Annotated in this window: 24 protein-coding genes and 1 pseudogene; 8 read left to right on the top strand and 17 right to left on the bottom strand. The window is 62.9% G+C overall.

What is annotated here, in order from left to right:
• Positions 1–736, top strand: a pseudogene (locus GTP41_RS07735) (hypothetical protein); the annotation flags it as partial.
• Between the two features lie 100 nt (positions 737–836).
• Here the strand turns inward: GTP41_RS07735 and GTP41_RS07730 are convergent.
• Both GTP41_RS07730 and GTP41_RS07725 read right to left on the bottom strand, forming a co-directional pair.
• Positions 837–2,411 carry a methyl-accepting chemotaxis protein gene (locus GTP41_RS07730; protein WP_161024981.1) on the bottom strand — a complete coding sequence of 525 codons (1,575 nt, stop codon included), beginning with the start codon at positions 2,409–2,411 and terminating at the stop codon, positions 837–839.
• A 104-nt stretch (positions 2,412–2,515) separates the two neighbouring features.
• Positions 2,516–3,067: an FKBP-type peptidyl-prolyl cis-trans isomerase gene (locus GTP41_RS07725; RefSeq protein ID WP_161024980.1), complete on the bottom strand. Its 552-nt coding sequence runs from the start codon at positions 3,065–3,067 to the stop codon at positions 2,516–2,518.
• A gap of 56 nt (positions 3,068–3,123) precedes the next feature.
• On the opposite strand from GTP41_RS07725, the gene GTP41_RS07720 reads away from it, so the two are divergent.
• The 3 genes from GTP41_RS07720 (at position 3,124) to GTP41_RS27355 (ending at position 5,285) form a co-directional block, all read left to right on the top strand.
• Positions 3,124–4,248, top strand: a complete 1,125-nt coding sequence (locus GTP41_RS07720) for a ribosomal protein uL16 3-hydroxylase (protein ID WP_161024979.1) — start codon at positions 3,124–3,126, stop codon at positions 4,246–4,248.
• Between the two features lie 11 nt (positions 4,249–4,259).
• Positions 4,260–4,730, top strand: coding sequence for a DUF7931 domain-containing protein (locus tag GTP41_RS07715; protein ID WP_161024978.1), 471 nt, complete (start codon positions 4,260–4,262; stop codon positions 4,728–4,730).
• Positions 4,731–5,015: 285 nt separating this feature from the next.
• Positions 5,016–5,285 carry a hypothetical protein gene (locus tag GTP41_RS27355; protein ID WP_161024977.1) on the top strand — a complete coding sequence of 90 codons (270 nt, stop codon included), beginning with the start codon at positions 5,016–5,018 and terminating at the stop codon, positions 5,283–5,285.
• A gap of 204 nt (positions 5,286–5,489) precedes the next feature.
• On the opposite strand, the gene bamC is transcribed toward GTP41_RS27355, so the two are convergent.
• The 9 genes from bamC to GTP41_RS07665 form a co-directional block, all read right to left on the bottom strand.
• On the bottom strand, positions 5,490–6,650 hold the full coding sequence (gene bamC, locus GTP41_RS07705; protein ID WP_161024976.1) for an NlpB/DapX family lipoprotein: 1,161 nt from the start codon (positions 6,648–6,650) through the stop codon (positions 5,490–5,492).
• A 13-nt stretch (positions 6,651–6,663) separates the two neighbouring features.
• The gene (gene dapA, locus GTP41_RS07700; protein ID WP_161024975.1) at positions 6,664–7,542 is read right to left on the bottom strand and encodes a 4-hydroxy-tetrahydrodipicolinate synthase; all 879 of its coding nucleotides are present in this window, start codon (positions 7,540–7,542) and stop codon (positions 6,664–6,666) included.
• A 74-nt stretch (positions 7,543–7,616) separates the two neighbouring features.
• Positions 7,617–8,174, bottom strand: a complete 558-nt coding sequence (locus GTP41_RS07695) for a class I SAM-dependent methyltransferase (RefSeq protein WP_161024974.1) — start codon at positions 8,172–8,174, stop codon at positions 7,617–7,619.
• Positions 8,175–8,178: 4 nt separating this feature from the next.
• Positions 8,179–9,381, bottom strand: a complete 1,203-nt coding sequence (locus GTP41_RS07690; RefSeq protein WP_161024973.1) for a tryptophan--tRNA ligase — start codon at positions 9,379–9,381, stop codon at positions 8,179–8,181.
• Between the two features lie 4 nt (positions 9,382–9,385).
• The gene (locus GTP41_RS07685) at positions 9,386–10,051 is read right to left on the bottom strand and encodes a site-2 protease family protein (RefSeq protein WP_161024972.1); all 666 of its coding nucleotides are present in this window, start codon (positions 10,049–10,051) and stop codon (positions 9,386–9,388) included.
• Positions 10,052–10,139: 88 nt separating this feature from the next.
• On the bottom strand, positions 10,140–10,763 hold the full coding sequence (locus GTP41_RS07680) for an L-threonylcarbamoyladenylate synthase (RefSeq protein WP_161024971.1): 624 nt from the start codon (positions 10,761–10,763) through the stop codon (positions 10,140–10,142).
• 3 nt (positions 10,764–10,766) lie between these two features.
• Positions 10,767–11,636 (bottom strand): protease HtpX, encoded by an 870-nt coding sequence (gene htpX / locus GTP41_RS07675; protein ID WP_161024970.1) that lies wholly within the window; start codon positions 11,634–11,636, stop codon positions 10,767–10,769.
• An 83-nt stretch (positions 11,637–11,719) separates the two neighbouring features.
• Positions 11,720–12,553: a 3',5'-nucleoside bisphosphate phosphatase gene (locus GTP41_RS07670; protein ID WP_161024969.1), complete on the bottom strand. Its 834-nt coding sequence runs from the start codon at positions 12,551–12,553 to the stop codon at positions 11,720–11,722.
• 42 nt (positions 12,554–12,595) lie between these two features.
• Positions 12,596–13,471 (bottom strand): alpha/beta fold hydrolase, encoded by an 876-nt coding sequence (locus GTP41_RS07665; RefSeq protein ID WP_161024968.1) that lies wholly within the window; start codon positions 13,469–13,471, stop codon positions 12,596–12,598.
• 104 nt (positions 13,472–13,575) lie between these two features.
• Between GTP41_RS07665 and GTP41_RS07660 the strand changes: the two genes are divergently transcribed.
• Entirely contained in the window at positions 13,576–14,100 is a 525-nt protein-coding gene (locus GTP41_RS07660; RefSeq protein WP_161024967.1) for a gamma carbonic anhydrase family protein, read from the top strand.
• Between the two features lie 5 nt (positions 14,101–14,105).
• Positions 14,106–15,053 carry an Hsp33 family molecular chaperone HslO gene (gene hslO / locus GTP41_RS07655; protein WP_161024966.1) on the top strand — a complete coding sequence of 316 codons (948 nt, stop codon included), beginning with the start codon at positions 14,106–14,108 and terminating at the stop codon, positions 15,051–15,053.
• Positions 15,054–15,105: 52 nt separating this feature from the next.
• Here hslO and GTP41_RS07650 read toward each other — a convergent pair whose 3' ends face one another.
• On the bottom strand, positions 15,106–16,269 hold the full coding sequence (locus GTP41_RS07650; RefSeq protein WP_161024965.1) for a hemin-degrading factor: 1,164 nt from the start codon (positions 16,267–16,269) through the stop codon (positions 15,106–15,108).
• Between the two features lie 13 nt (positions 16,270–16,282).
• Positions 16,283–18,517: a TonB-dependent receptor domain-containing protein gene (locus GTP41_RS07645; protein ID WP_161024964.1), complete on the bottom strand. Its 2,235-nt coding sequence runs from the start codon at positions 18,515–18,517 to the stop codon at positions 16,283–16,285.
• Positions 18,518–18,646: 129 nt separating this feature from the next.
• Here GTP41_RS07645 and GTP41_RS07640 point away from each other — a divergent pair, with 129 nt between their 5' ends.
• On the top strand, positions 18,647–19,168 hold the full coding sequence (locus GTP41_RS07640) for an energy transducer TonB (protein ID WP_161024963.1): 522 nt from the start codon (positions 18,647–18,649) through the stop codon (positions 19,166–19,168).
• Positions 19,169–19,189: 21 nt separating this feature from the next.
• Here GTP41_RS07640 and ftsB read toward each other — a convergent pair whose 3' ends face one another.
• From ftsB to pyrG, 4 genes are all read right to left on the bottom strand, one after another.
• Positions 19,190–19,501, bottom strand: coding sequence for a cell division protein FtsB (ftsB, locus tag GTP41_RS07635; RefSeq protein WP_161024962.1), 312 nt, complete (start codon positions 19,499–19,501; stop codon positions 19,190–19,192).
• 48 nt (positions 19,502–19,549) lie between these two features.
• On the bottom strand, positions 19,550–20,833 hold the full coding sequence (gene eno, locus GTP41_RS07630) for a phosphopyruvate hydratase (RefSeq protein WP_161024961.1): 1,284 nt from the start codon (positions 20,831–20,833) through the stop codon (positions 19,550–19,552).
• Between the two features lie 104 nt (positions 20,834–20,937).
• Positions 20,938–21,792, bottom strand: coding sequence for a 3-deoxy-8-phosphooctulonate synthase (gene kdsA / locus GTP41_RS07625; protein WP_161024960.1), 855 nt, complete (start codon positions 21,790–21,792; stop codon positions 20,938–20,940).
• Positions 21,789–23,450, bottom strand: coding sequence for a CTP synthase (gene pyrG / locus GTP41_RS07620; protein ID WP_161024959.1), 1,662 nt, complete (start codon positions 23,448–23,450; stop codon positions 21,789–21,791). The genes kdsA and pyrG overlap by 4 nt, the downstream gene beginning before the upstream one ends.
• A 139-nt stretch (positions 23,451–23,589) precedes the next feature.
• Here pyrG and GTP41_RS07615 point away from each other — a divergent pair, with 139 nt between their 5' ends.
• The gene (locus tag GTP41_RS07615) at positions 23,590–24,024 is read left to right on the top strand and encodes a PRC-barrel domain-containing protein (RefSeq protein ID WP_161024958.1); all 435 of its coding nucleotides are present in this window, start codon (positions 23,590–23,592) and stop codon (positions 24,022–24,024) included.
• Positions 24,025–24,027: the final 3 nt, after the last annotated feature.

Raw genomic sequence — 24,027 nt, 5'->3', positions numbered from 1 at the left:
GGCGGCTGGCGCCGACCCGGGCGACGCGGCAGCGGCCCCTGCGGGCGCCGACGCCACGCTGCGCCGCCTGCTGGCCGAAGCCGGCCAGGCCGAGCCGGCCTTCATCGTCGCCACCGGCATCAAAGGCGTGCAAGAGCCGTGCAGCGACAGGCTGTATGCCGAACGGCGCGAACTGATGGAGAGCGCCGCGCGCCCGCTGGTGCTGCTGCCGGCCGGCAGCGACTGGACCGAGTGCCGCAACTCGAACGGCAAGAGCAACGCCATCGAACGCCTGAACCGCATCCGCGAACTGTTCTTCGCCGCGCCGGAAGCGCTGGGCAAGGGCAAGCTGGCCCTGAACCGGCAGTCGGCCATCGCCAAGTTCCGCGACTACGCCGAAAACGCCTACTGGGAACACGAGAACATCCTGTTCGTCAGCCTCAACGTCCCGGCAAAAAACAACCACTACCTGAGCGAAGCGGGCCGCAACAGCGAATACGAAGACCGCATGGTGGCCAACCGTGCCTGGCTGCAGCGCGCCTTCCTGCTGGCCAAGCGCAAAAAGCTGCCGGGCATGGTGCTGCTGATGGAAGGCGATATCGGCGCCCACGTCGAGGAAGGCTTCTTCGCCCGCCTGGCGCAAAAGAAGGACGGCTTTACCGAAACGCGCCGCCTGGTGCGCGCTGGCCGACAAGTATCCCGGCCAGCTGCTGCTGGTCGATACGCGCAAGCAGGACAAGGCCGCCCCCGCCATTGAATGGAACAAGAATATCGGGCACCTGGCGTTGGGCGCCGAATGGACGGCGCTGCGCGTGATTCCCGGCAGCGCCTCCCTGTTCTCGCTCGGCACCGACTGATCAGCCGCGCCGCGGCAGGTGGAACACGCTCATGGCCTGCGCCAGCTGGCCGGCCTGCTGGTGCAGGCTTTCCGCCGCCGCTGCGGCTTCTTCCACCAGGGCGGCGTTCTGTTGCGTGCCCTGGTCCATCTCGCCGATGGCCTGGTTGACCTGGCCGATACCGATGCTCTGCTCGCGGCTGGCCAGTTCGATCTCGTTCATGATGCGCGACACGTTTTGCACCGACGCGATGATCTCCTCCATGGTCTGGCCGGCCTCGCCCACCAGCGCGCCGCCGCGCTCCACCTGCCGCACCGAATCGTCGATCAGCGACTTGATGTCCTTGGCCGCCGCCGCCGAACGCTGCGCCAGGTGACGCACTTCCGACGCCACCACGGCAAAGCCGCGCCCCTGCTCGCCGGCGCGCGCCGCCTCCACAGCGGCGTTCAGCGCCAGGATATTGGTCTGGAATGCGATGCTGTCGATCATGCCGATGATGTCGACGATCTTGTGCGCCGAGCTGCTGATATCGCCCATGGTGGCGCCCACGCTGGCCACCGCGCTGCCGCCGCGCTGGGCCACATCGGCCGTGCCTTGCACCAGCCGGTTGGCCTGCTGCGCGCTGTCGGCATTCTGCTGCACGGTCGATGAGAATTGCTCCATGCTGGAGGCGGTTTCCTCCAGGCTGGAAGCCTGGGCCTCGGTGCGCGCCGACAGGTTCTGGTTACCCGCCGCGATCTCGCGCGTGACGCCGTTCATGGCGTCCACGTTGGCGCGCACGTCGCCGATCATGGCCAGCAGGTTGACATTCATCTGCTGCAGCGCGCGCAGCAAGTGGCCCATATCGTCGCCGCGGCGGGCGCTGATGGCGCCGGTCAGGTCGCCGCCGGCCAGGGCGCGCGCCGCCCGCGTGGCTTCCCGCAGCGGGGCCACGATGGCCTGGTGCAGCATCCAGGCGCCGCCGGTACTGAAGGCCACGCCCACGCCCGCCGCCAGCAGCAGCCAGGGCGCGGCGGCGGCCGGGGCCAGGCTGGCGGCCGCCGTTCCCAGGCCGACAAACAGGGCGCTGCCGATGGCCCCCATCGCCAGCAGGCGCGCATGCAGGGAAAGGTTGCCCAGCGCCTGCAGGCGGCCGCGCCAGCCGCAGGACACCGCCTGCCCTTCGCGGATCACGATGCCTTGCGCGGCACCGGAATTGATGGCGCGGTACAGGCTGTCCGCCGCCGCCACCTGGGCCCGCGTCGGCTTGCTGCGCACCGACATATAGCCGGTCGCCCGGCCGTTCTCGAACACCGGCGTGACGTTGGCGATGACCCAGTAGAAATCGCCGTTCTTGCGGCGGTTCTTCACCATGCCGGTCCAGGGCATGCCGGCTTTCAGGCATTGCCACAGGTCGGCAAAGGCCTGCGGCGGCATGTCGGGGTGGCGCACCAGGTTGTGCGGGGCACCCAGCAATTCCTCGGCAGAGAAGCCGCTGACTTCGACGAAGTACGGATTGACGTAGGTGATTTTGCCCTTGAGGTCAGTCTTGGAAACGATGGGGCGCCCATCCTCCATTTGGAACTCGGCAGCCGTCACGGGAAGGTTTTTTCTCATTATTCTATGGAAATAAAATTTTCATAGGCGAAATATATTCCTTACTTCTGGTAACGCCAAGTAAAAAACCCCGCGTAGCGGGGCTTTTTCACACGATGCCGTTTTTAATGGATCGGATGGGTGCGGAAGTGGTCGCCTTCTTCGCCATCCTCGCCCTCATCATCCTCATCGTGATGATGGTGGCCGTGCGGGCCATGCACGTGTTCGTGCGCGATCTCTTCTTCGGTTGCAGCGCGCACTTCCACCACTTTCAGTTCGAAGCGCAGGGCCATGCCGGCCAGCGGGTGGTTACCATCCAGCACCACCTTGTCGTCCGCGATTTCAGTCACGGTGAAGATCATGGCTTCTTCATCGTCGCCGCCTTCTGGCAGGCCTTCGAATTGCATGCCGACTTCCAGCGGCCCCGGCAGGCGCGCGCGCTCTTCCACTTTCAGCAGGTTCGGGTCGTAATCGCCAAAGGCGTCTTCCGGTTCGATCTGGATGGTGGAGGCGTAGCCGGTTTCTTTGCCATCGAGTTCTTCTTCAATCTTCGGCAGGGTGTTTTCATAGCCACCGTGCAGGTAAACCATCGGCTGGCGACCGTCTTCGATGAGATTGTTTTGTGCATCGGACAGTTTGTATTCCACTGTCACAACGGTATTCTTGGCGATCTTCATTGAGCTTCCTTTCTTTTCTAAGCTGGTGCGATTATACCGCTTGCTATAATCCCACCATGAAAAAACTGACCCTTCTCGGCGACATCACGCCGGCGCAATTTCTGCGCGACTACTGGCACAAGAAGCCGCTTTTGATCCGCCAGGCGGTGCCCGGCTTCAAACCCTTGCTGTCTTTTGAACAACTGGCGGAACTGGCCACCAAGGATTATGTGGAAAGCCGCCTGGTCACCAAGCAAGGCGACAGCTGGGACCTGCAGCACGGCCCGCTCAAGGAGCTGCCGGCGCGCAGCGAGCGCGCATGGACCATGCTGGTGCAAGGCGTCAACCTGCAGGACGACAAGGCCGACGAGCTGCTGCGCCAGTTCCGCTTCCTGCCCGATGCGCGGCTGGATGACCTGATGGTCAGTTTCGCCACCGATGGCGGCGGCGTCGGCCCGCACTTCGACTCCTACGACGTGTTCCTGCTGCAGGCGCAAGGCCAGCGCCGCTGGAAAATCAGCGCGCAAAAGGACCTGACCCTGATCGAAGGCCTGCCGCTGAAGATCCTGAAGAAATTCAAGGCCACCGAGGAATTCGTGCTGGAACCGGGCGACATGCTCTACCTGCCGCCGCACTACGCCCACGATGGCGAAGCGATCGGCGACTGCCAGACCTATTCGATCGGTTTCCGTTCGCCGTCCTACCAGGAGCTGGGCGAGGCGTTCCTGCAATTCATGGCCGACTCCATCGACCTGCCGGGCCGCTATGCCGACCCGGACCTGGAGCCGACCAAAAAGCCGGCCGAAATCCCGCAAGCCATGCTGGGCAAACTGGCCGATGAATTGAATAAAGTCAGCTTTACCGAAGACGACTTCGCCATTTTCCTGGGCGAATACCTGTCCGAGCCAAAGCATAATGTCTTCTTCCAGCCGCTGGAAAAGCCGCTGACCGCCGGCAAATTCCAGCAGGCGGCCGAGAAGAAAGGCGTGGTCCTGTCGCGCAAGACGCAAATGCTGTATCGCGGCAAGAACGTCTTCATTAACGGCGAATCGTTCGCCATGAACAAGGCCGACAAAACCGCGCTGGAAACCCTGGCCAATACCCGTGGCCTGGACGGCGCCGCCGTGGCCGGCGCTTCCGAGGATGTGCTGGAAGCCCTGTACGCCTGGTACACCGATGGCTGGCTGGAACTACATAAATAAGCGGAGGAAGCATGGAGAAGCAGCCTTTTGACAGCCGAAGCGCATTCCAGGCCCTGTTGCTGGACTGTTTCTCCAAAGCCCGCCTGACGCTGCAGTGCTTCGACCCCGACTATGCCTGGTGGCAGCTGGGGCATACGCAAACCGATGCCCTGCTGCGCCGCTTCCTGCAGCACCAGGGCCGCCTGCAACTGGTGGCGCACAGCAATGCCCACCTGGAGCGCCACGAACCGCGCTTCCTCACCCTGCTGGAAGACTATGGCCACCAGATCGAATGCCGCCTGACCTCGCGCAGCATCCGCACCCTGACCGATTCGTTTTGCGTGGCGGACGGCAGGCATATCGTCCGCCGCTTCCACTCGGATCATTTCCGTGGAGAAGCAAATTTCGATGATCCCTTGTCAACCCAAACCAGCTTGGAGCGTTATGAAGCTATCTGGGCTGAAACCCTGCCGGGCCTGAAAGCAGGCACGACTGGATTGTAGGCCAGGACACTGTAAAATACGGCTGTTCGAGGTATGACGGTAATGGCTGAAGTTGCAGGCAGAACGACTCTGTAAAAAAACATTGCGATTCCGCAAAATAGTTGTGTAAACAGACCGTTTGGCTATTGCGACGCAGCAGAAAACGCTATAATATCCGGTGTGTTTCCGTGTCTGGTCGACCTTTTTCTGAAGGTTGGAAAGGCCGACGAAACACCGAGCGATAATTACCGGTAATTATTCATCGCAACATTGTTTAATTTTTGTTGAGTTAATTAAGGAAAACAAATGAAAAAATCCCTGCTGATCGCCTCCCTGCTGGCTGTTGCCCTGGCCGCTTGCTCCAAGAAAGAAGAAGCTCCAGCTCCAGTAGCTACCCCAGAAGCTGCTGCTCCAGCCCCAGCTGCTCCAGCTGCTGACGCTGCTGCTCCAGTTGCTGCTCCAGCTGCTGACGCTGCTGCTGCTGCCGCTACCGCTGCTTCCGACGCTGCTGCTGCTGCTTCCGCAGCTGCATCCGCTGCTTCGGCTGCTGCTTCCGCTGCTTCCGCTGCTAAGTAATTCCTTCGCAGGGAAAAAGAAACCGGCCTTCGGGCCGGTTTTTTTTCGCCTAAGCGGACTCACGATTCGGGGTCAGGTCTGACATTCGGACAAATTGCGCAGCAATTTGTCCGAATGTCAGACCTGACCCCGAATTACGAATAACTGTATCAAGGAAATAAAAAAGCCGGCTAATGCCGGCTTTTTTTCAACTAAGGATTCCCCTTATTTAAGCTGCTCGTGCAGCAACTTCAGGATCTTCTCGCCCACCGGGGTATCTTCCGGGGTGTTTTTGCTGGTCCAGACCGATACCTGGGTGCTGTTGACCGAGTCGGAGCGCACGGAAATATTGTAGCGCTGCGCTTCCTTGTCTTTCTCGGATGGGCCGGAGCTGAACAGCTTGCTGAGCCAGCCACGGGTATCGGCCGCATCGTTCACGAAGCGCACGTAATAAATGCCCTGCACGCGGTCGCGGTCTTCCACGGTGAAGCCGGCGCGGTCCAGCGCCAGGCCAACGCGGCGCCAGGTGCGGTCGAAACCTTCATCGGTCTTGATGAAGCGGCCCGAGCCTTCGCCAACGATGGTGGCATGCTGCGCCTGCACCGCGGCATTGTCGACCGAAGTGCGTGCGGCCGCCTCATCGGCGGTGCCGCCCAGCCTGGTCATCAGCTTGGCCAGGAAGATCGCTTCCAGGTTGGGGTCGCTGTTCCGGTTGGCCCACATGGTCGATTCATTCTGCGCGCCGGTGGTCACTTCCTGGGTGCCGCGGTGGCTGATATAAATCTCGGTGCCGCCGTTGGCGTTGCGCTCGAGGCGGGTGCGGTACTTGTCGCGCTCGCCGCTCGAATACAGGCTGTCGAATACCTTGCCCAGGGTGTTGCGGATGAAGTCCTGCGGGATCTTGGCGCGGTTTTCATTCCATTCGGTTTCCATCACGCCGGCGGTGGCATTGTCCACGGCCAGGGTGAAGCCCGAGTCTTCCCAGAACGATTTCAGCTGCGGCCACAGGGCTTCCGGGGTCTGCTGCACCACCAGCCAGCGCTGATTGCCGGAGCGTTCGACCTTCACCTGGTTGTTGCCGGTGCTGGCCACTTCATTGCTGCTCACCGGCGCCGCACTGGCGGCGGCGCCGCCACGGGTGGCCTGGTAGCCGGAGGCGGTTGCCACGCCACGGTCATTGCTTGGCAGCGCGTAGCGGTTGTCTTTCGACAGCTGGGTCAGGTCGGGCGGCACGTCCAGGGTGCTGGCCTTCTTGGCCGATTTGTAATCAACCTTGGTATCGCCGACTACGGACTGCACCATGCCGCAGCCGGTCAGGCTCAGCATCAGGGCGCCAACGACGAGCCCGCGCTGCGGGGTCTGGGATACGATCTTGCGAATAGTCATGTGGAGAAGAAGATTAGTTCAGCACGCCGCCATCGCGCAGGGCTGCGCGGACGGTCTCGTGGTACTGCTCTGCCAGGGGTACCAGCGGCAGGCGGATGCCGGCTGGCATCTTGCCCATTGCCGCCAGCGCCCATTTGACCGGCACCGGATTCGGTTCAATGAACAGATTCTGGTGCAGGGGGAACAGTTTGTTGTTGATGGCGGTGGCCTTGGCGCAGTCGCCAGCCATCGCCGCCGCGCACAGTTCGTGCATCTGGCGTGGCGCCACGTTGGCGGTCACCGAGATATTGCCTTTGCCGCCGGCCATCATGAGGGCGATCGCGGTCGGATCGTCGCCCGAGTACACGGCGAAGTCGGCCGGCGCACGGCGCAGCAGGTCGTAGCCGCGCGCGATATTGCCGGTGGCGTCTTTGACGCCGATGATGTTCTTGATCGCCGCCAGGCGCAGGATGGTGTCGTTGCTCATGTCGGCCACGGTGCGGCCCGGCACGTTGTACAGGATCAGCGGCAGGTCCACCGCTTCGGCGATGGCCTTGAAGTGCTGGTACATGCCTTCCTGGGTAGGACGGTTGTAGTAAGGCACCACTTGCAGCGAGGCCGAGGCGCCGGCGTTCTTGGCGAAGCGGGTCAGCTCAATGGCTTCTGCGGTGGAGTTGCCGCCGGAACCGGCGATCACCGGAATACGGCCGGCCACGCGGTCCACGGCAGCCTTGATCAGTTCGCAGTGCTCGGCCACGCTCACGGTGGCGGATTCGCCGGTGGTGCCGACGATGACAATGGCATCCGTGCCTTCGGCAATGTGCCAGTCGATCAGCGCGTTCAGGCCTGGATAATCCAGGGAGCCGTCCGCATGCATCGGGGTTACGATTGCTACAATGCTACCCTTAATCATAGGAAACCAATTGCAAAAAGATTTAAAACGACGATTGTAGAGCATCCCCTGCGCGCGTGGTGCATTTTGGACGCTCAAAATGACGGCAACAGCGCCGCCTCCCTTGGAAACTCCTCTTTCACGGCGCAAATGCGCTGCACCATGGCGGGTTTCGGTGTATTAACGACGCCATCCTCGAATGCGATGACACGCAGGCCCTGCATTCTAGCCAATTCCAGCAATTCCCCGGCTTGCAGCAGGAAATCCGGATTGGACGGCTTGCCGAAGGCGGCATTGCCGTCGGCGAAGGTCTCGTAAATCAGCATGCCGTTCGGCGCCAGGCTGCCCAGCATGTCCGCCAGCAACGGGCGGTGCAGGTAGTTGGTGACGATGATGCCGGCAAAGCGCGCCAGGCCGAAAGGCCAGCAGGCGCCCTCCTCTTCCAGGTCGATCTGGCTGGTCACGATGCCGTCGCCGGCCGCCGCGGCCAGGGCTTGCGGGTCGCGGTCGACCGCCACCACGGCATGACCAAGGGCGGCCAGGTGGCGCGCGTGGCGGCCGTTGCCGCACGCCAGGTCCAATACTTCACCGCCCGGCACCAGCGGGGCGAACCGCTCCACCCATGGCGAGGGTGGGTTCAATACTTCAGCCATTATTTCAGCCATTACTCAATCCCATTGCTTCGCGCACATCGCGCATTGTTTCCTGTGCCAGCTTACGCGCGGCTTCATTGCCGTCCGCCACGATGGCGCGCACCAGGGACGGATCGTTCAGGTAGGGCTGGGCGCGCTCGTGCATCGGCTCCTGTTCCTTGATGATGGCGTCGATCACCGGCTGCTTGCATTCAAGGCAGCCGATGCCGGCCGACCTGCAGCCCTGCTGCACCCATTCGCGCGTCGGCGGGTCCGAGTAGACCACGTGGAATTGCCAGACCGGGCAGCGTTCCGGCTCGCCGGCATCGCTGCGGCGCACGCGCGCCGGGTCGGTCGGCATGGTGCGCACTTTCCTGGTCAGCACCGCCTTGTCCTCGCGCAGGGCGATCGCGTTGCCGTAGCTCTTGGACATCTTGCGTCCATCCAGGCCCGGCAGGCGCGAGGCCGCGGTGAGGCGGGCTTGCGGCTCCACCAGGATCAGCTTGCGCGCGCCTTCCAGGTAGCCGAACAGGCGCTCGCGGTCGATCATGGAGAGGTTGTGCGCATCGTCCAGCATGGCCTTGGCCTGCGCCAGCGCGGCGGCGTCGCCTTCCTGCTGGTAGGCGGTGCGCAGCTCGTGGTACAGCCTGGCGCGCTTGCTGCCCAGCTTCTTGACAGCGTCCTCCGCCTTTTCCTCGAAGCCTTTTTCCTTGCCATACAGGTGGTTAAAGCGGCGCGCAATTTCGCGCATCATCTCCACGTGCGGCACCTGGTCGTCGCCCACCGGCACTTCGCTGGCGCGGTAGATCAGCACGTCGGCCGCCTGCAGCAGCGGGTAGCCGAGAAAGCCGTAGGTTTGCAGATCCTTGTTGGCCAGGTGGTCGATCTGGTCCTTGTAGGTCGGCACGCGCTCCAGCCAGCCGAGCGGGGTCGCCATTGACAGCAGCAGGTGCAGCTCGGCGTGCTCCGGCACGCGCGACTGGATGAACAAGGTGGCCTGGGTCGGGTCGACGCCCGCCGCCAGCCAGTCCAGCAGCATGTCCCAGGTGGATTTCTCGATGATGGACGGGTCGTCGTAATGCGTGGTCAGGGCGTGCCAGTCGGCCACGAAGAACAGGCAAGGCTGCTCGGCCTGCATCCGGATCCAGTTCCGCAAGGCCCCGTGGTAGTGGCCCAGGTGCATGCTGCCCGTGGGGCGCATGCCGGAGACGACACGGTCAGGGTACATGGCCTCAGCTCAGGAACGGAAGGAATGGCAGTTCGATCAGCATCATTACAAAGCCCACCAGGGCCCCCACGAACGAGCGGAACGGGCCAGTGTTCAACAACAAAATAATGCCGATAAAAATGAATGGACCCAGACGCTCGATACTCGCAAATTTCTCCGCCAGGTCACGCGGCAGAATCGACGTCACGATCCGGCCGCCATCCAGCGGCGGAATCGGGATCAGGTTAAACGCGCACATGACGGCATTGGCGATCACGCCTGCCTTGCACACTTCGATTGGAAAGCGCTCCGTCACACCCAATTTAATGGTCAGCACCAGCAGCAACATCCATCCAAGCCCCATCGCGAAATTGGCCGCAGGGCCGGCAGCGGCGACAAAGCCCATTTGCTTCTTGGGATTGCGCAGGCGGTTGAAGTCGACCGGTACCGGCTTGGCGTAGCCAAAGGCCATATTCAATGGCGAGAGCAAAAGCAGAATCGGCAGGATAATCGTCCCGAACAAGTCGATGTGGCGCATCGGGTTTGCGGTCAGGCGCCCCAGTTTTTCAGCAGTGTTATCGCCGAAATAACGGGCTGCATATCCGTGGGCCGCCTCGTGGAGGGAAATAGCAAACAGGACGGGAATCGCGTAGACCGCAATGTTACGGATAACGGTGTCAAAATCATTCATAAGGCGGATTCTATCAGAGGGGCGAGGCCGCCCTGGCGCCAGCCGGCGCAACGACGGACGGCGCGGGGTGAAAGGCCCGGGGACGGGGTCAGAGGCCGAGTGCGGCGCAGTCGCCGCAGCCGCGGCGGATCAGTTCCGGCTCGGCGCCAGTCAGGTCGACCACGGTGGTGGGCTCCAGGCGGCAGGCGCCGCCGTCGATCACCAGGTCGACTTGCTTGCACAGGCGCTCCAGCACCATTTCCGGGTCGGTCAGCGGCTCGTCGTCGCCGGGCAGGATCAGGGTCGTGCCCAGTAGCGGCTGGCCCAGCTCGGCCAGCAGCATTTCAACGATGGTGTTCTGCGGCACGCGCAGGCCGATGGTTTTGCGCGAGGGATGGGACAGGCGGCGCGGCACTTCGCGCGTGGCCTCCAAGATGAAGGTATACGCGCCCGGCGTCACCGCCTTCAGCAGGCGGAACTGCTTGTTGTCGACCCGGGCATAGGTGCTGATCTCGCTCAGGTCGCGGCACAGCAGGGTCAGGTGGTGGCGCTCGTCGATGCCGCGGATGCGGCGCAGCTTCTCGACCGCAGCCTTATCGTCCAGGTGGCACACCAGGGCGTAGCAGGAATCGGTGGGCAGCGCCACGATGCCGCCGCCGTGGATGATTTGCGCCGCCTGTTTGATCAGCCGCAGCTGCGGATTGTCGGGATGGACCTGGAAAAATTGTGTCATGTTTTAGCGCAACTGCTGCAAGGCAGCGATGCGTTCTTCGATGGGGGGATGGCTGGAGAATAGCGCAGCCCAGCCGCTGGGCGAAGTAATACCGGAGGCCGCCATCTCCTGCGGCAGCGCGCCCGGCTGCAGGCCGCCCAGGCGGGCCAGCGCCTGCTGCATCGGCACCGTCGAGCCCAGCAGGCGGGCCGAGCCTTCGTCGGCGCGGAATTCGCGCTGGCGCGAGAACCAGGCCACGATCATGGAGGCCACCAGGCCGAACACCAGTTCGCACACGAACACGGTCGCCATATAGCCGATGCCAGGACCGCTGCGCTGCTCGCCCTTGTTCAGCATATTGTCGACAATGCCGCCGACGATACGGGCCAGGAACACCACGAAGGTATTCACCACGCCCTGGATCAGGGTCAGCGTCACCATATCGCCGTTGGCGATGTGCGCCACCTCGTGGCCCAGCACGGCCTCGACTTCTTCCTTGTTCATCGACTGCAGCAGGCCGCTGGACACCGCGACCAGAGCGTCATTCTTGAAGGCGCCGGTGGCGAAGGCGTTCGGGGCGCCCTCGTAGATCGCCACTTCCGGGCGGCCGATGCCAGCGCGATCGGCCAGGGCATGCACGGTGCCGACCAGCCATTGTTCGGTGGCGGTGGACGGTTGCTCAATGACGTGCGCGCCGGTGGACCATTTGGCCATCGGTTTCGACATCAGCAGCGAGATGATGGAGCCGGCGAAGCCGACCACGGCGGAAAACGCCAGCAGTCCGGCCATGCTGGTGCCGGAGCCGGGACGGCCTATGCCCAGGATGGACAACACGATCGACACCACCAGCACGACTGCCAGGTTGGTGGCAAGGAACAAGATGATGCGTTTCATGGGACGACTCCTCCGACATTCTGACGCCACGTAAACTGGGGTTGACGGTAGGGAAATTCAAGGGAGTGCGGCCGCAGCGCCCCTCAGAACCAATCATGCCAAACCGGCGTCACATTCCCCGGCAGCGGCGGCAGGAAGCGGAAATCCACCCGCGCCTCCCCGGGCGCATGGAAATCGGTTCCGCGCGACGCCAAAAAGCCGTAGCTGTTCGCCAGGTTGGCATATTTCGGATACTGGTCCGGCGTATGCGAGCCCGTCACCACCTCGATTGCCGTACCGCCCAACTGCTTGAATTCATCAAACAGGACGCCCTCTTGCATCGGCGTGAACTTATAGCGCCCCGGGTGCGCGATCACCGCGATGCCGCCGGCGCCGATAATCCAGCCCACGGCGTCCTGCAGCGACGCCCAGCGGTGCTCCACATAGCCCGGCTTGCCAGGCGCCAGGTATTTGCGGAACACTTCCGGCACCGAGCTGCACACGCCCTGCTCCACCAAAAAGCGGGCAAAGTGGGTGCGCGACATCAACGACGGGTTATCGACATAATTCAGCGCGCCTTCATAAGCGCCGGGAATGCCGGCCAGCTCCAGCTGGCGCCCGATCTCGCGGCCGCGGTTGTCGCGCCCCGAGCGCGTGTCCTCCAGCCCCTTGACCAGGGCCGGGTTGTTCTCATCGAGCTGCAGGCCGACGATATGCACCGTCTCATTGGCCCAGGTGATGGAGATTTCCACGCCCGCTACAAAGCGCATGCCCTGCAGCTGCGCCGCCGCGCGGGCGGTGGCGACGCCACTCACCTCATCGTGGTCGGTCAGGGCCCAGACATCGACACCCGCCTTGCGGGCATACTCGGCGACCGCCGCCGGCGGCAGCACGCCGTCGGACACGTTCGAATGGCAGTGAAGGTCTACGTTCAGCATACGAATTGCAAAATTGCGAAGGTTTCATTGTACGCTGAAAGTTCAGGCCAGGAATTCCTCCAGCATTTCCGCCAGCAGTTCCGGCTGGTCATGGTGCAGCATATGGCCCGCGTCCGGCATCATTTTCGGCGTGACCTTGGCCAGGTGGCCCAGGCGGCGGTTGATTTCCTCGCGCGCCTCGTCCTTGGGGCCCATCCACAGCCACATATTGGTGTCCTCCGCCTCCACCCACAGCACCGGCGCCGTGATCTTCTTCCAGCAGGCCAGCACCTCCTCCACCCGGTACAGCGACGGGCCCGGGCGCTTGTGCACCGGGTCGCCCAGGATTTCCCACCGCCCCTGCGCATTCTGCGCCGACCAGTGGCGGGCCAGGAAGGCCGCGCGTTCATCCGACAGGCGCGGATTGGTCTTTTGCAGGCGGGCCGCCACGGCGGCCTGGCTCTCGTAGGTGCGCATTTCCGGCGCCACCAGCAGTTCGTCCAGCCACTTGCGCATGCGCGACGGCGCCTGCTCCGGCACGGTCGCCTTCAGGCCGAAGCCCTCCAGGTTGACCAGGCGACGGATGCGCTCCGGGCGCACGCCGGCGTACAGGCTGACCACATTGCCGCCCATGCTGTGGCCCAGCAGGTTGATTTCGCCCTGCGGCTGGTAGTGGCGCAGGATCGCGTCCAGGTCGGCCACATAGTCTGGGAACCAGTAAGTGTCCGTGCCATTGCGCTCGCTCAGGCCGAAGCCGCGCCAGTCGGGGGCGATCACATGCCAGTCGCCCTTGAGGCAATCGACCACGAACTGGAAGCTGGCGCCGACGTCCATCCAGCCGTGCACCATGAAGATCTTGGGCGCGCCTTCGCGGCCCCAGTGCAGCACGTGGGTGCGCTTGCCGCGCACTTCAATGAAATCGGAACGGGATGGTGTCATGGCGCTCTGTCTCGTAGTGGGTGAATCACAATAATAGCACGACCGTACTAAAATCTGCTTGGCGTACAATAGCGCCACTTCCCTACCCTCTTACCGGGCCATCCATGACAATTTACCAGCTTGGCGAACATGCGCCAGAGATCGATGCTTCCGCATTCGTGGCGGAAAACGCCACCCTGGTCGGCAAAGTGACCCTGCACGCGAACAGCTCGATCTGGTTCGGCGCAACGATCCGCGGCGACAATGAGCGCATCACGATTGGTGAAAACAGCAATGTCCAGGAAGGCACGGTCATGCACACCGACATGGGCTACCCGCTCACGGTGGGCAAGGACGTGACCATCGGCCACCAGGCCATGCTGCACGGCTGCACCATCGGCGACGGTTCGCTGATCGGCATCCAGGCGGTGGTGCTGAACGGGGCCAAGATCGGCAAAGGCTGCCTGGTCGGCGCCGGCGCCCTGGTCACCGAGGGCAAGGAGTTTCCCGACAACTCGCTGATCGTCGGCGCCCCCGCCAAGGTGGTGCGCCAACTGACGGCGGAGGACGTGGCGCGCCTGAAAGGCAGCGCCGACAGCTATGCCCAGCGTGGCAAGCTGTTTAAGTCGCAACTGAAAAAGATTGGATAAGCCATATGACGAACACCCCGGATACCCTGCAGAAGTTTGTTTTCGAAGACGCCGCCGTGCGCGGTGAGCTGGTCGATATGTCCGCCACCTGGCGCGAGATCGTGTCCCGCCACCAGTACCCGGTCGCGGTCAAGCGCCTGCTGGGGCAGATGGTGTCGGCTGCCGCCCTGTTGTCGGCCAACCTGAAATTCCACGGCTCGCTGATCATGCAGCTGCACGGCGACGGCCCGGTGCGCCTGTTGGTGGTGGAGTGCGATTCGGACTTGCGCATGCGCGCGACGGCGAAGATGAATTCGGAGTTCGCGATTGCGGAAGACGCGGACTTGCAACAACTGGTGAATGCGCACGGCCAGGGCCGCTTTGTGATCACGCTCGATCCGGCCGAGAAGGTGCCGGGCCAGCAGCCCTACCAGGGCATCGTGCCGCTGGACGGCGCGGACGTGGCGACCGTGATCGAGCATTACATGCTGCGCTCCGAGCAGCTCGATACCAAACTGTGGCTGGCGGCGGATGACAATGTGTCGCGCGGCTTGCTGCTGCAAAAGCTGCCGCTGCATGGCGGCAAGGCGGAAACCACGGCGCAGGCGGCGGAAGTGTCGCTGGAGACCTGGCAGCGCGTGGTGATGCTGGGCGATACGCTGAAAGAGGCGGAGATGCTGGAACACGGCATTGAGGAGCTGCAAAAGCGCCTGTTCTGGGAAGAGACCCTGCGCGTGTTTGATCCGCTGCATCCGACCTTCCACTGCTCGTGCACGCGCGAAAAGGTGGGCAATATGCTGAAGATGCTGGGCCGCGAGGAAGTGGAAGCCGCCTTGTCGGAGCAGGAGAAGCTGGGCATCAACTGCGATTTCTGCGGCAAGCACTATGAGTACGATGCCGTCGATTGTGCGCAGTTGTTTGTGACGGATGCGCCGGCGGAGGCGATGATTCACGGATCGGAATCGAAACACTAAAACCAGCAAATCAGGGCCAGGACCACAGGGTCTGGCCCTGGATTGCCCGCTTTCAAAGCGCCCGAGTCAACTCCACCCAAGCCTGCGTCTGCGGCTTCCCGCGTTCCCGCACGCCAAAGAACGTCACCACCAGCTCCCCGTCATTGTCGAAGAACTCGACCGACGTCACACCCGCGCGCTGCACCACATAGCCACTTTTCAACGCGCTCTCGCGGATATGCAGGTTGAACTCCGGATCCAGCACGTTGTACCACTCGCCGCTGGCCGCCGTTTTGCTGATCTTGCCGCTGAAGATTTGCGTCACCGCACCATTGCCCAGAAAAGCCATCAAAGGCAGCTGCTGCTTCGCCGCCTCATCCAGCACCTTGCGCAGCGCCTGCGGCGCGATCTTCTGCGCCATGCCTTCCGGCGCCAGGCGCATGGCCTGCTCACGGGTCAGCTTGAACTCGCTGACAATGCGGTTGAACTGGTGCACATCAGTCATTTCCTTCCAGGCCAGCTGGAACTCTTTAACGTCCACCGCGCTATCCGCCTTCTCGGCCGCCTTCGGCGCAGCCGCCACGATGCCCAGCGCCCCATCCTGCTTCGCATGCTTGAAATCGGCCACGATCTTGTCGAACACCGCCACGCCCGCCTCGCTCTTTACGTAGACTTTATGCGCGGCATTGCCCTGCGCATCGAAGAACTGCAGGCTGCGGCTGGTCGCTCCGTCGCGGCCCGGCTGCACCACGGCAAAGGCGTGCTTCCAATTCTTGAAATGGAAGCGCAGGTCGATCTCGCCACCGAGGTAGCCACCCGCCACCGCGCGGAAGCGCTCCGCATTCTCCTTGTCCTTCTCGGCGTCGCCGGTAGGCGCTTGCGGCTTGGCCTTGTTTGCCACACCTGTGCGTTCCAGCACGCCATTCTCGTTGCGGGTCAGCGCCATCACCGTGCCCAGGTCCAGCGCGCGCATCATGATGTCGTTCACCGCGTGATCCGCATCGGACAGGCGGGTGACCGTCTTGCCGATACCGGTTGCCAGCAGCTCCGCCTCCGATGTGCCGAGCGTGCGGGCGGCGTCGCGGATTTGCAGTTTCGGCTGCTCGGTGCGCAACTTGGCCCAGCGCTCGCTTAGCGAACCTGCCGGCGCGACCGCCCCGCTGGCGCCCACCGTGCCTGCGGCCAGCGCAATCGCGCCGCCCAGCAAGAGCAATGCATAGATCTTGTGTGCTTTCATAGGTATCCTTTTTTTAGTACATCAGTTTGAAATTGACTGCGACGTGCCGGCCCGGACGCGCCTGGCGCTCGATCTCGGCCCTTGTGGCGGCCGTGGTGCCGGCGGCCAGCGTGCGCACGGCCGCGTAGTCCCAGTACTTCCGGTCGCCGAGGTTGTAGACGCCTGCATTCAGCTCGGCGTTCTTGCCGACTTGCCAGTAGCCCGTCAGGTCCAGCACGGTGGACGATGGCACGGCGAATGCGACTGCAGGCTGCGTTTGCGCCACCACCGTCTCCACGCCCGCCTGCTTGGCGCGGGTGTAGACCGCCGCCAGCGCGACGCCGCCACGCTGTTGGGCGTCATCCCAGCCCAGGCTGGCCGTTGCCTTGTACGGCTGGATCGAATTCATGCCGGCCTTCTTGCCGGCCTTCTGGTTTTCCAGCGTGCCGCGCGAGGCGCCCGCCGACAGGCGCGCGCTCAGGCCCTGCAGGGCCGGCTGCAGTTTTTCCAGCTGCGCCACCAGCGCCACTTCGCCGCCCCAGGTACGCGCGCTGCCGATATTTTCGGGACGGAACAGGCCGAAGGTAATGGTCGGGAAATTGACCGGATCATTCGGTTGCGCCGTGTATTCGATAAAGTCCTTGTAGCGCGTGTAAAAGGCCGAGGCGCTGGTGATCAGCCACGTGTTGGCATGCCCGCGCAGGCCGAGCTCGAAAGCGTTGCTGCTTTCCTTGCCGAGATTCGGATTGCCCAGCGTGGCGTAACCATTGCCGGCGCCCGTATAGCTGAAGGAGTCGTAGGTTCCGGTGCGTTCCGCCGCCGTCGGCATGCGGTAGCCGCGCGTGTACTTGCCGTACACGTCGAAGGCGGGCGACAGCGCCACGGTCAGGCCCAGGCTTGGCGACAGGTAGCTGTCGCTGTCTTCCTTCAGTTCCTTGGCGGCGCCCGGCACGGCAATCACATAGTTCTGCAGGTTCTTCGGCTCCAGCTTGCGGTACTCGGCGCGCAGGCCCGGCGCCAGGGTGGCGCGCAGGCCGCCCAGCGGGAACACGTATTCGCCGCGCAGGAAGGCGGACAGCTTCAGCGTGTCCATATCCGCCATCCGGTTCTTATTGGTGACCTGGCGCGCGCCAGTGGCCAGCACGGTGCGCTCTTCGCGCCAGGGGCGGCGCGCTTCCTGGTCTTCCACGTTGATGCCGAAGGCGATGCTGTCGCTGCCGAACTGGCGCGTCACGCTGCTGGCAAGGCCTTTGCTCTTGTTGAAGAAGCCCGTATCAATGCTACGCGCATAGCGCTGGTTCTGCAGCAGGTAGATCGCATCGGTATGGTCTTCCACCCGCGCGTCCTGCAGGTAGGCGCGGGTTTCCACCAGCCAGGGGCCGGCGGCGATTTCATGCTCGGCGCTCAGGCGGTTGCGGCGCGTGTTGGAAGCCTGCGTCGCGCCCTGCGGATAGGAGCCACCCAGCTTGTTGTCGAAGCGGCGCGCGTGCCCGGAGCGGAAGCCGTCGAAGGTGAAGCCCAGCTTCTGTCCCGGCGCCAGTTGCCACGCCAGCTTGGCCAGCAGCGCGTCGGAATCCCATTTATCCGGATTCGGCGGCACGCTGCCCTTGCTTTCCGTCTGCGCGCCGCTGCGGTGCACGGCCAGGGCCATTGCTTGCAGTGCGCCCGTTTGCATGGCGCCGGTCAGGGCGTGCATGCGCGCATCGTTGGCGCCGTGGTAGCCGAATTTGTATTCGCCGTAGACCGGCTTGTCGGCGTTGACGTAGTCGGACGGCGCCTTGGTCACGAACGACACTTTGCCGCCCAGGCCCGCGCTGCCGCCATCGGCGCCGGTGCTGCCCGCGCCGATGCGCACTTCGCGGAAGGTCTCGGGATCGAAGTAATCGCGCCCGACGCCGAAGCTGTTGAGGGTCGAGCTGTCCGGGCGCGGTGCGGCATCCGGCAGCGCAATGCCATCCAGTTCGAGGCCGATGCGGTTGCCTTCCACGCCTCGGATATTGAAGCCGATATTGCCCGCGCCATCCCAGATATTGGCGCCGCCGCTCATCGCCGCCGGCACGCTGACCAGGGTCTCATAGCGGGCAATCTGCGACATATCGGTCACGCCGCGCTTATCCAGCTCGCGCGCGTCGATGCTGGTGGTTTCTTCGGGCTTGGCGGTGACGAGGATTTCACCCAGGCGGGTGGTCTCTTGCGCCTGGGCTTGCGCGCCCAGCGCGACAGCTAGCAACAGCGCAAGGCGCTGCGGCCGCAATACGGATGCAGTCATGGTGGTCCAATCGAGAGGTCAGTAAATGCTGGCTCTCGGCTGGCACAGGGGCGTCCATTTTAATGCGAATAATTCTCATTATCAAGTGGGGGGCAAGCACAATAACTTGCCTGATGGTAATATTTGGCCATGAAAACCGCTGCCATCATCTGCACCGTGAGCGTTGCCGCCAGCCTGGCCTGGCAAGCGCCCAGCGCCGCCCAGGAGTCCAAGCCCGAATACGGGATCAAGGAGGACGCGCCGGGTACCGGCTCGAGCATCCTGCGCAATGGGGTCACGCCGGGTGCAATTGCGGTCAACCAGCGCTATCACGAATTGAGTGCGGAAGACCGGGCCTACCTGCACAGCTTATGGGAGTCCTTGCCGGACGGCGATGAGCCGCCCTTCCCCGCTAAAGGGCTGAAACCAGTCCACACGGCCATGTACAAGGGCCAGCAGAAGTTGGGGGTGGAAGGCGAACTGCACTTGCTGGCGACGGTGGATGCGCAGGGCAACGTGGAGGAAGTCAAAACATATGGCTCACCGAGCCCCGAGATGACGCAATATGCGGCCGCCGTCGTGCTGGGGACGAAATTCAAGCCGGCCATCTGCTCCGGCATGCCATGCCGAATGGACTTTCGGTTCAGCTACAAATTTGTGCGCACGCGCTAAGGCGCTCAGGCGCTAAGGCTTTCAGGGCTTGGCGTCAGCGGCGGCGGATGGACGGGCCTGGTCCTTGCCCAGGATTTGCACGTAGATCTCGTTCTGCTTGATCATGCTCAGCTCAAAGCGGGCACGCTCTTCGACGGCGCCGGTGCCGTCCTTCAGGTCATTGACTTCAGACGCCAGTTTGGCGTTGCGCTGGCGCAGGCCGTCATTCTTCGACTGCGCAGCGGCCACCTCCTGCTCCAGTTCGGCGACGCGCAGCCAGCCCCCCTTCCCCAGCCACAGCGGGTATTGGATCAAGAGCAGCAGGCAAGCCAAAGCAAGGGTAATCAGGCGCATGGGATAAAACTGAACCGGCCGGGGTGACCCGGCCGGGGAGGTACAAAATTACTTCAGATTATAGAACGCATCGCGGCCCGGGTAGGAAGCGATGTCGCCCAGGTCTTCTTCGATACGCAGCAGCTGGTTGTACTTAGCCATGCGGTCGGAGCGGGACATGGAGCCGGTCTTGATCTGCAGGGCGTTGGTGCCCACTGCGATATCGGCGATGGTCGAATCTTCGGTTTCGCCGGAACGGTGCGAGATCACGGCGGTGTAGCCGGCGCGCTTGGCCATTTCGATGGCGGCAAAGGTTTCGGTCAGGGTGCCGATCTGGTTGATCTTGATCAGGATCGAGTTGGCGATGTCCTTCTGGATGCCTTCTTTCAGGATCTTGGTGTTGGTGACGAACAGGTCGTCGCCTACCAGCTGCACTTTCTTGCCCAGGGCCTGGGTCAGGTGTGCCCAGCCAGCCCAGTCGCCTTCGTGCATCGCGTCTTCGATCGAGATGATCGGGTACTTGTCGCACCAGGTGGCCAGCAGGTTGGTGAACTCTTCAGCCGACAGCACCATGCCCTCGCCTTCCAGGTGGTACTTGCCGTCCTTGTAGAACTCGGAAGCTGCGCAATCCAGGCCGATGGCGATCTGGGTGCCCGCTTCGTAGCCGGCTTCTTCGATCGCTTGCATGATCAGCTTGATCGCATCTTCGTGCGAACCCAGGTTCGGCGCGAAGCCGCCTTCGTCGCCGACGGCGGTGTTCATGCCGTTTTTGTGCAGGATCTTCTTCAGGGTGTGGAACACTTCCGCACCGTAGCGGATGGCTTCCTTGAAGGATGGCGCGCCCACTGGGATGATCATGAATTCCTGGATGTCCAGGTTGTTGTCGGCGTGCGCGCCGCCGTTAATCACGTTCATCATCGGCACTGGCATCTGCATCGCGCCGGAGCCGCCGAAGTAGCGGTACAGCGGCAGGCCGGCTTCTTCCGCAGCGGCTTTGGCCACGGCCATCGACACCGCCAGCATGGCGTTGGCGCCCAGGCGGGACTTGTTCTCGGTGCCGTCCAGTTCGATCAGGGTACGGTCCAGGAAAGCCTGCTCATTGGCGTCCAGGCCCATGATGGCTTCCGAAATTTCGGTGTTGATGTTTTCGCAGGCCTTCAGCACGCCTTTGCCGAAGTAGCGCTTGGCGTCGCCGTCGCGCAGCTCAATGGCTTCGCGCGAACCGGTCGATGCGCCGGACGGCACGGCCGCACGGCCCATGACGCCGGATTCCAGCAGGACGTCGCATTCCACGGTCGGATTGCCGCGCGAGTCGATCACTTCACGACCGATGATGTCAACGATTGCACTCATGTGTTTTCTCCAAAGTTAAAGCGAATTCTGGGCAAAATTGTTGCAAGGATAACAGACAGGACCAAAAAAAGGCCGCAAACAGTTGCGGCCCTTTTGCATACAACTTAGTTGAAGTTGGTCTCGAGGAAACCAGCCTTCTTGGTAACGCGGTCCAGTTCGATCAGAACGGACAGCAGTTCTTTCATGCGGCCGAGCGGAACGGCATTTGGGCCGTCCGACAGCGCTTGTGCTGGGACCGGGTGGGTCTCCATGAACAGACCGGCTACACCTACCGCCACCGCAGCGCGCGACAGCACAGGCACCATGTCGCGCATACCGCCCGACGAGCCGCCCTGGCCGCCCGGCAGCTGCACCGAGTGGGTCGCATCGAACACCACCGGTGCGCCGGTTTCGCGCATGATGGCCAGCGAACGCATGTCCGACACCAGGTTGTTGTAGCCGAAGGAAGCGCCGCGTTCGCACGCCATGAAGTTGTCCTCATTCAGGCCCTTGGCCTTGGCGGCGGCACGCGCCTTGTCGATCACGTTTTTCATTTCGTGCGGCGACAGGAACTGGCCCTTCTTGATATTGACCGGCAGGCCGGATTCAGCGCAGGCGGTAATGAAGTCGGTCTGGCGGCACAGGAAGGCCGGGGTCTGGATCACGTCGACCACGGACGACACGGCGGCGATTTCTTCCACGGTATGCACGTCGGTCAGCACCGGCACTTGCAGCTCGCGCTTGACGTCGCCCAGGATTTCCAGGCCCTTCTCCATGCCCGGACCACGGTACGAGGTACCGGAGGTGCGGTTGGCCTTGTCGAAGGACGACTTGTAGATGAACGGGATGCCCAGTTCAGCGGTCATTTCCTTCAGCGCGCCGGCGGTGTCGAACGCCATCTGGCGCGACTCGATCACGCAGGTGCCGGCGATCAGGAAAAACGGTTTGTCCAGGCCTACTTCAAAACCAGCGAGCTTCATGCTGCATTCTCCAGACGGGTGCCGGCCGCTTTATGCGCCAGGGCTGCCTTGATGAAGGACGTGAACAGCGGATGGCCGTCACGCGGGGTCGATTTGAACTCTGGGTGGTACTGCACGCCCATATACCATGGGTGCGCGTTCGGACCGGTGCGCGGCAGTTCCATGATTTCGCAAAGGTTCTCGTTCGGGGTGCGGGCGGCAACCACCAGGCCGGCTTCTTCCACGCGGCCCAGGTAATGGTTGTTCGCTTCGTAGCGGTGACGGTGACGCTCGGTCACCACGCCGCCGTAGATCTCGGAGGCCAGGGTGCCCGGCTTCACTTCGCAGGTCTGCGCGCCCAGGCGCATGGTGCCGCCCAGGTCGGAGTTCGCATCGCGCTTCTCGATCTTGCCGTCTTCGTTCTGCCATTCGTCGATCAGCGCCACCAGCGGCTGTTCGGTGTCCGGCTCGAATTCGGTGGAGTTGGCTTTGGTGAAACCCGCCATGTGGCGCGCGTATTCGATCAGCGCAACCTGCATGCCCAGGCAGATGCCCAGGTAAGGCACCTTGCTTTCACGGGCGAATTGCGCCGCCTTGATCTTGCCTTCCACGCCGCGCTTGCCGAAGCCGCCCGGCACCAGGATCGCGTCGTACTTGGCCAGTTCGGCGGTGCCCTTGGCTTCGATTTCTTCGGAGTCGATGTACTCGATGTTGACGCGCGACTCGGTGTGCAGGCCGGCGTGGCGCAGGGCCTCGGTCAGCGACTTGTACGACTCGGTCAGTTCCACGTACTTGCCGACCATACCGATCGACACTTCCGCTTTCGGGTTTTCCAGGTTGTGGATCAGCTTGGCCCACATGGTCAGGTCGGCCGGCGCCGGGTTCAGGTCCAGTGCTTCGCAGATGATCGCGTCCAGGCCCTGGTCGTGCAGCATTTGCGGCACTTTGTAGATGGTGTCGACGTCCCATACCGAGATCACACCGCGTTCTTCGATGTTCGAGAACAGGGAGATCTTCGCCACTTCGTCGCCCGGGATCTTGCGGTCGGCGCGGCACAGCAGCGCGTTTGGCGAGATGCCGATTTCGCGCAGCTTCTGTACCGAGTGCTGGGTCGGCTTGGTTTTCAGTTCGCCAGCCGATGCGATGTACGGCACCAGGGTCAGGTGAACGAAAGCGCAGTTCTTGCGGCCGGCGCGCAGCGACAGCTGGCGCGCGGCTTCCAGGAATGGCAGGGACTCGATGTCGCCCACGGTGCCGCCGATTTCGCACAGGGCGACGTCGTAGCCTTCCGCGCCACGGCGGATGTAATCCTGGATTTCATTGGTGATGTGCGGGATGACCTGGACCGTCTTGCCCAGGTATTCGCCACGGCGTTCTTTACGGATCACGGATTCGTAAATCTGGCCGGTGGTGAAGTTGTTCACCTTGCGCATGCGGGTGGAGATGAAACGCTCGTAGTGACCCAGGTCCAGGTCGGTTTCGGCGCCATCGTCGGTAACGAAGACTTCACCGTGCTGCATGGGGCTCATGGTGCCTGGGTCCACGTTGATATACGGGTCCAGTTTCAGCATGGTGACTTTGAGACCGCGCGATTCGAGGATCGCGGCGAGGGAGGCGGCGGCAATCCCTTTACCGAGGGACGACACAACGCCACCAGTGACGAAGACAAATTTGGTCATTGCGAGATCGGCGCCGGAGAGGCGCGCAGCGGGAAATTGAAATTATAGCTTATTTTGGAGGCGAATGCGTGCGGCACCGAACAGACCCGGCTCCTCGGCCAATACAACAATGCCATTATTTCAACAGGAGGAGGCCACCATGAGTCACGACCGCGACGAATTTGGCAACTATGTGGACACCGGCCACGACGGCCCGGGCCCACGCTTGATGGGTGCGGACACCCTGATCGGCGACCATGTCCACAACCTGCAGAACGAACACCTGGGCACGGTCAAGGAAATCATGCTCGATATGCAGACCGGCCATATCGCCTACGTGGTGATGGCGTCCGGCGGCCTGCTGGGCATCGGCGAGAAATTGTTTGCAGTGCCGTTCGAGGCACTGTCGCTCGATACCGCCAACCACCGCATGACCTTGAATATCGGGAAGGAGCGTATCGAACAGGCGCCCGGCTTTGACAAGGACCATTGGCCGGACATGGCCAACCAGACCTGGGCCACGGAACTGCACAACTACTACGGCACCAGCAGCGCCACCAGCGGCCTGAGCCACCTGGACCAGAGCTCGCGCTGATGC

This window comes from Pseudoduganella guangdongensis (genome assembly GCF_009857475.1).
Classification (GTDB): domain Bacteria; phylum Pseudomonadota; class Gammaproteobacteria; order Burkholderiales; family Burkholderiaceae_D; genus Rugamonas; species Rugamonas guangdongensis.
The sequence above is the reverse complement of the archived record's forward strand: the minus strand, read 5'-3'. Positions and strand labels throughout refer to the sequence as shown.

Coding starts and splice junctions, on each gene's coding strand:
- hslO (WP_161024966.1), top strand. CDS start 14,106: ATGACGAACACCCCGGATACCCTGCAGAAGTTTGTTTTCGAAGACGCC.
- GTP41_RS07680 (WP_161024971.1), bottom strand. CDS start 10,763: ATGACACAATTTTTCCAGGTCCATCCCGACAATCCGCAGCTGCGGCTG.
- GTP41_RS07660 (WP_161024967.1), top strand. CDS start 13,576: ATGACAATTTACCAGCTTGGCGAACATGCGCCAGAGATCGATGCTTCC.
- GTP41_RS07670 (WP_161024969.1), bottom strand. CDS start 12,553: ATGCTGAACGTAGACCTTCACTGCCATTCGAACGTGTCCGACGGCGTG.
- GTP41_RS07640 (WP_161024963.1), top strand. CDS start 18,647: ATGAAAACCGCTGCCATCATCTGCACCGTGAGCGTTGCCGCCAGCCTG.
- kdsA (WP_161024960.1), bottom strand. CDS start 21,792: ATGAAGCTCGCTGGTTTTGAAGTAGGCCTGGACAAACCGTTTTTCCTG.
- bamC (WP_161024976.1), bottom strand. CDS start 6,650: ATGACTATTCGCAAGATCGTATCCCAGACCCCGCAGCGCGGGCTCGTC.
- GTP41_RS07665 (WP_161024968.1), bottom strand. CDS start 13,471: ATGACACCATCCCGTTCCGATTTCATTGAAGTGCGCGGCAAGCGCACC.
- GTP41_RS07685 (WP_161024972.1), bottom strand. CDS start 10,051: ATGAATGATTTTGACACCGTTATCCGTAACATTGCGGTCTACGCGATT.
- GTP41_RS07645 (WP_161024964.1), bottom strand. CDS start 18,517: ATGACTGCATCCGTATTGCGGCCGCAGCGCCTTGCGCTGTTGCTAGCT.
- eno (WP_161024961.1), bottom strand. CDS start 20,833: ATGAGTGCAATCGTTGACATCATCGGTCGTGAAGTGATCGACTCGCGC.
- GTP41_RS07715 (WP_161024978.1), top strand. CDS start 4,260: ATGGAGAAGCAGCCTTTTGACAGCCGAAGCGCATTCCAGGCCCTGTTG.
- GTP41_RS07720 (WP_161024979.1), top strand. CDS start 3,124: ATGAAAAAACTGACCCTTCTCGGCGACATCACGCCGGCGCAATTTCTG.
- GTP41_RS07690 (WP_161024973.1), bottom strand. CDS start 9,381: ATGTACCCTGACCGTGTCGTCTCCGGCATGCGCCCCACGGGCAGCATG.
- GTP41_RS07725 (WP_161024980.1), bottom strand. CDS start 3,067: ATGAAGATCGCCAAGAATACCGTTGTGACAGTGGAATACAAACTGTCC.
- ftsB (WP_161024962.1), bottom strand. CDS start 19,501: ATGCGCCTGATTACCCTTGCTTTGGCTTGCCTGCTGCTCTTGATCCAA.
- dapA (WP_161024975.1), bottom strand. CDS start 7,542: ATGATTAAGGGTAGCATTGTAGCAATCGTAACCCCGATGCATGCGGAC.
- pyrG (WP_161024959.1), bottom strand. CDS start 23,450: ATGACCAAATTTGTCTTCGTCACTGGTGGCGTTGTGTCGTCCCTCGGT.
- htpX (WP_161024970.1), bottom strand. CDS start 11,636: ATGAAACGCATCATCTTGTTCCTTGCCACCAACCTGGCAGTCGTGCTG.
- GTP41_RS07650 (WP_161024965.1), bottom strand. CDS start 16,269: ATGAAAGCACACAAGATCTATGCATTGCTCTTGCTGGGCGGCGCGATT.
- GTP41_RS27355 (WP_161024977.1), top strand. CDS start 5,016: ATGAAAAAATCCCTGCTGATCGCCTCCCTGCTGGCTGTTGCCCTGGCC.
- GTP41_RS07615 (WP_161024958.1), top strand. CDS start 23,590: ATGAGTCACGACCGCGACGAATTTGGCAACTATGTGGACACCGGCCAC.
- GTP41_RS07730 (WP_161024981.1), bottom strand. CDS start 2,411: ATGAGAAAAAACCTTCCCGTGACGGCTGCCGAGTTCCAAATGGAGGAT.
- GTP41_RS07695 (WP_161024974.1), bottom strand. CDS start 8,174: ATGGCTGAAGTATTGAACCCACCCTCGCCATGGGTGGAGCGGTTCGCC.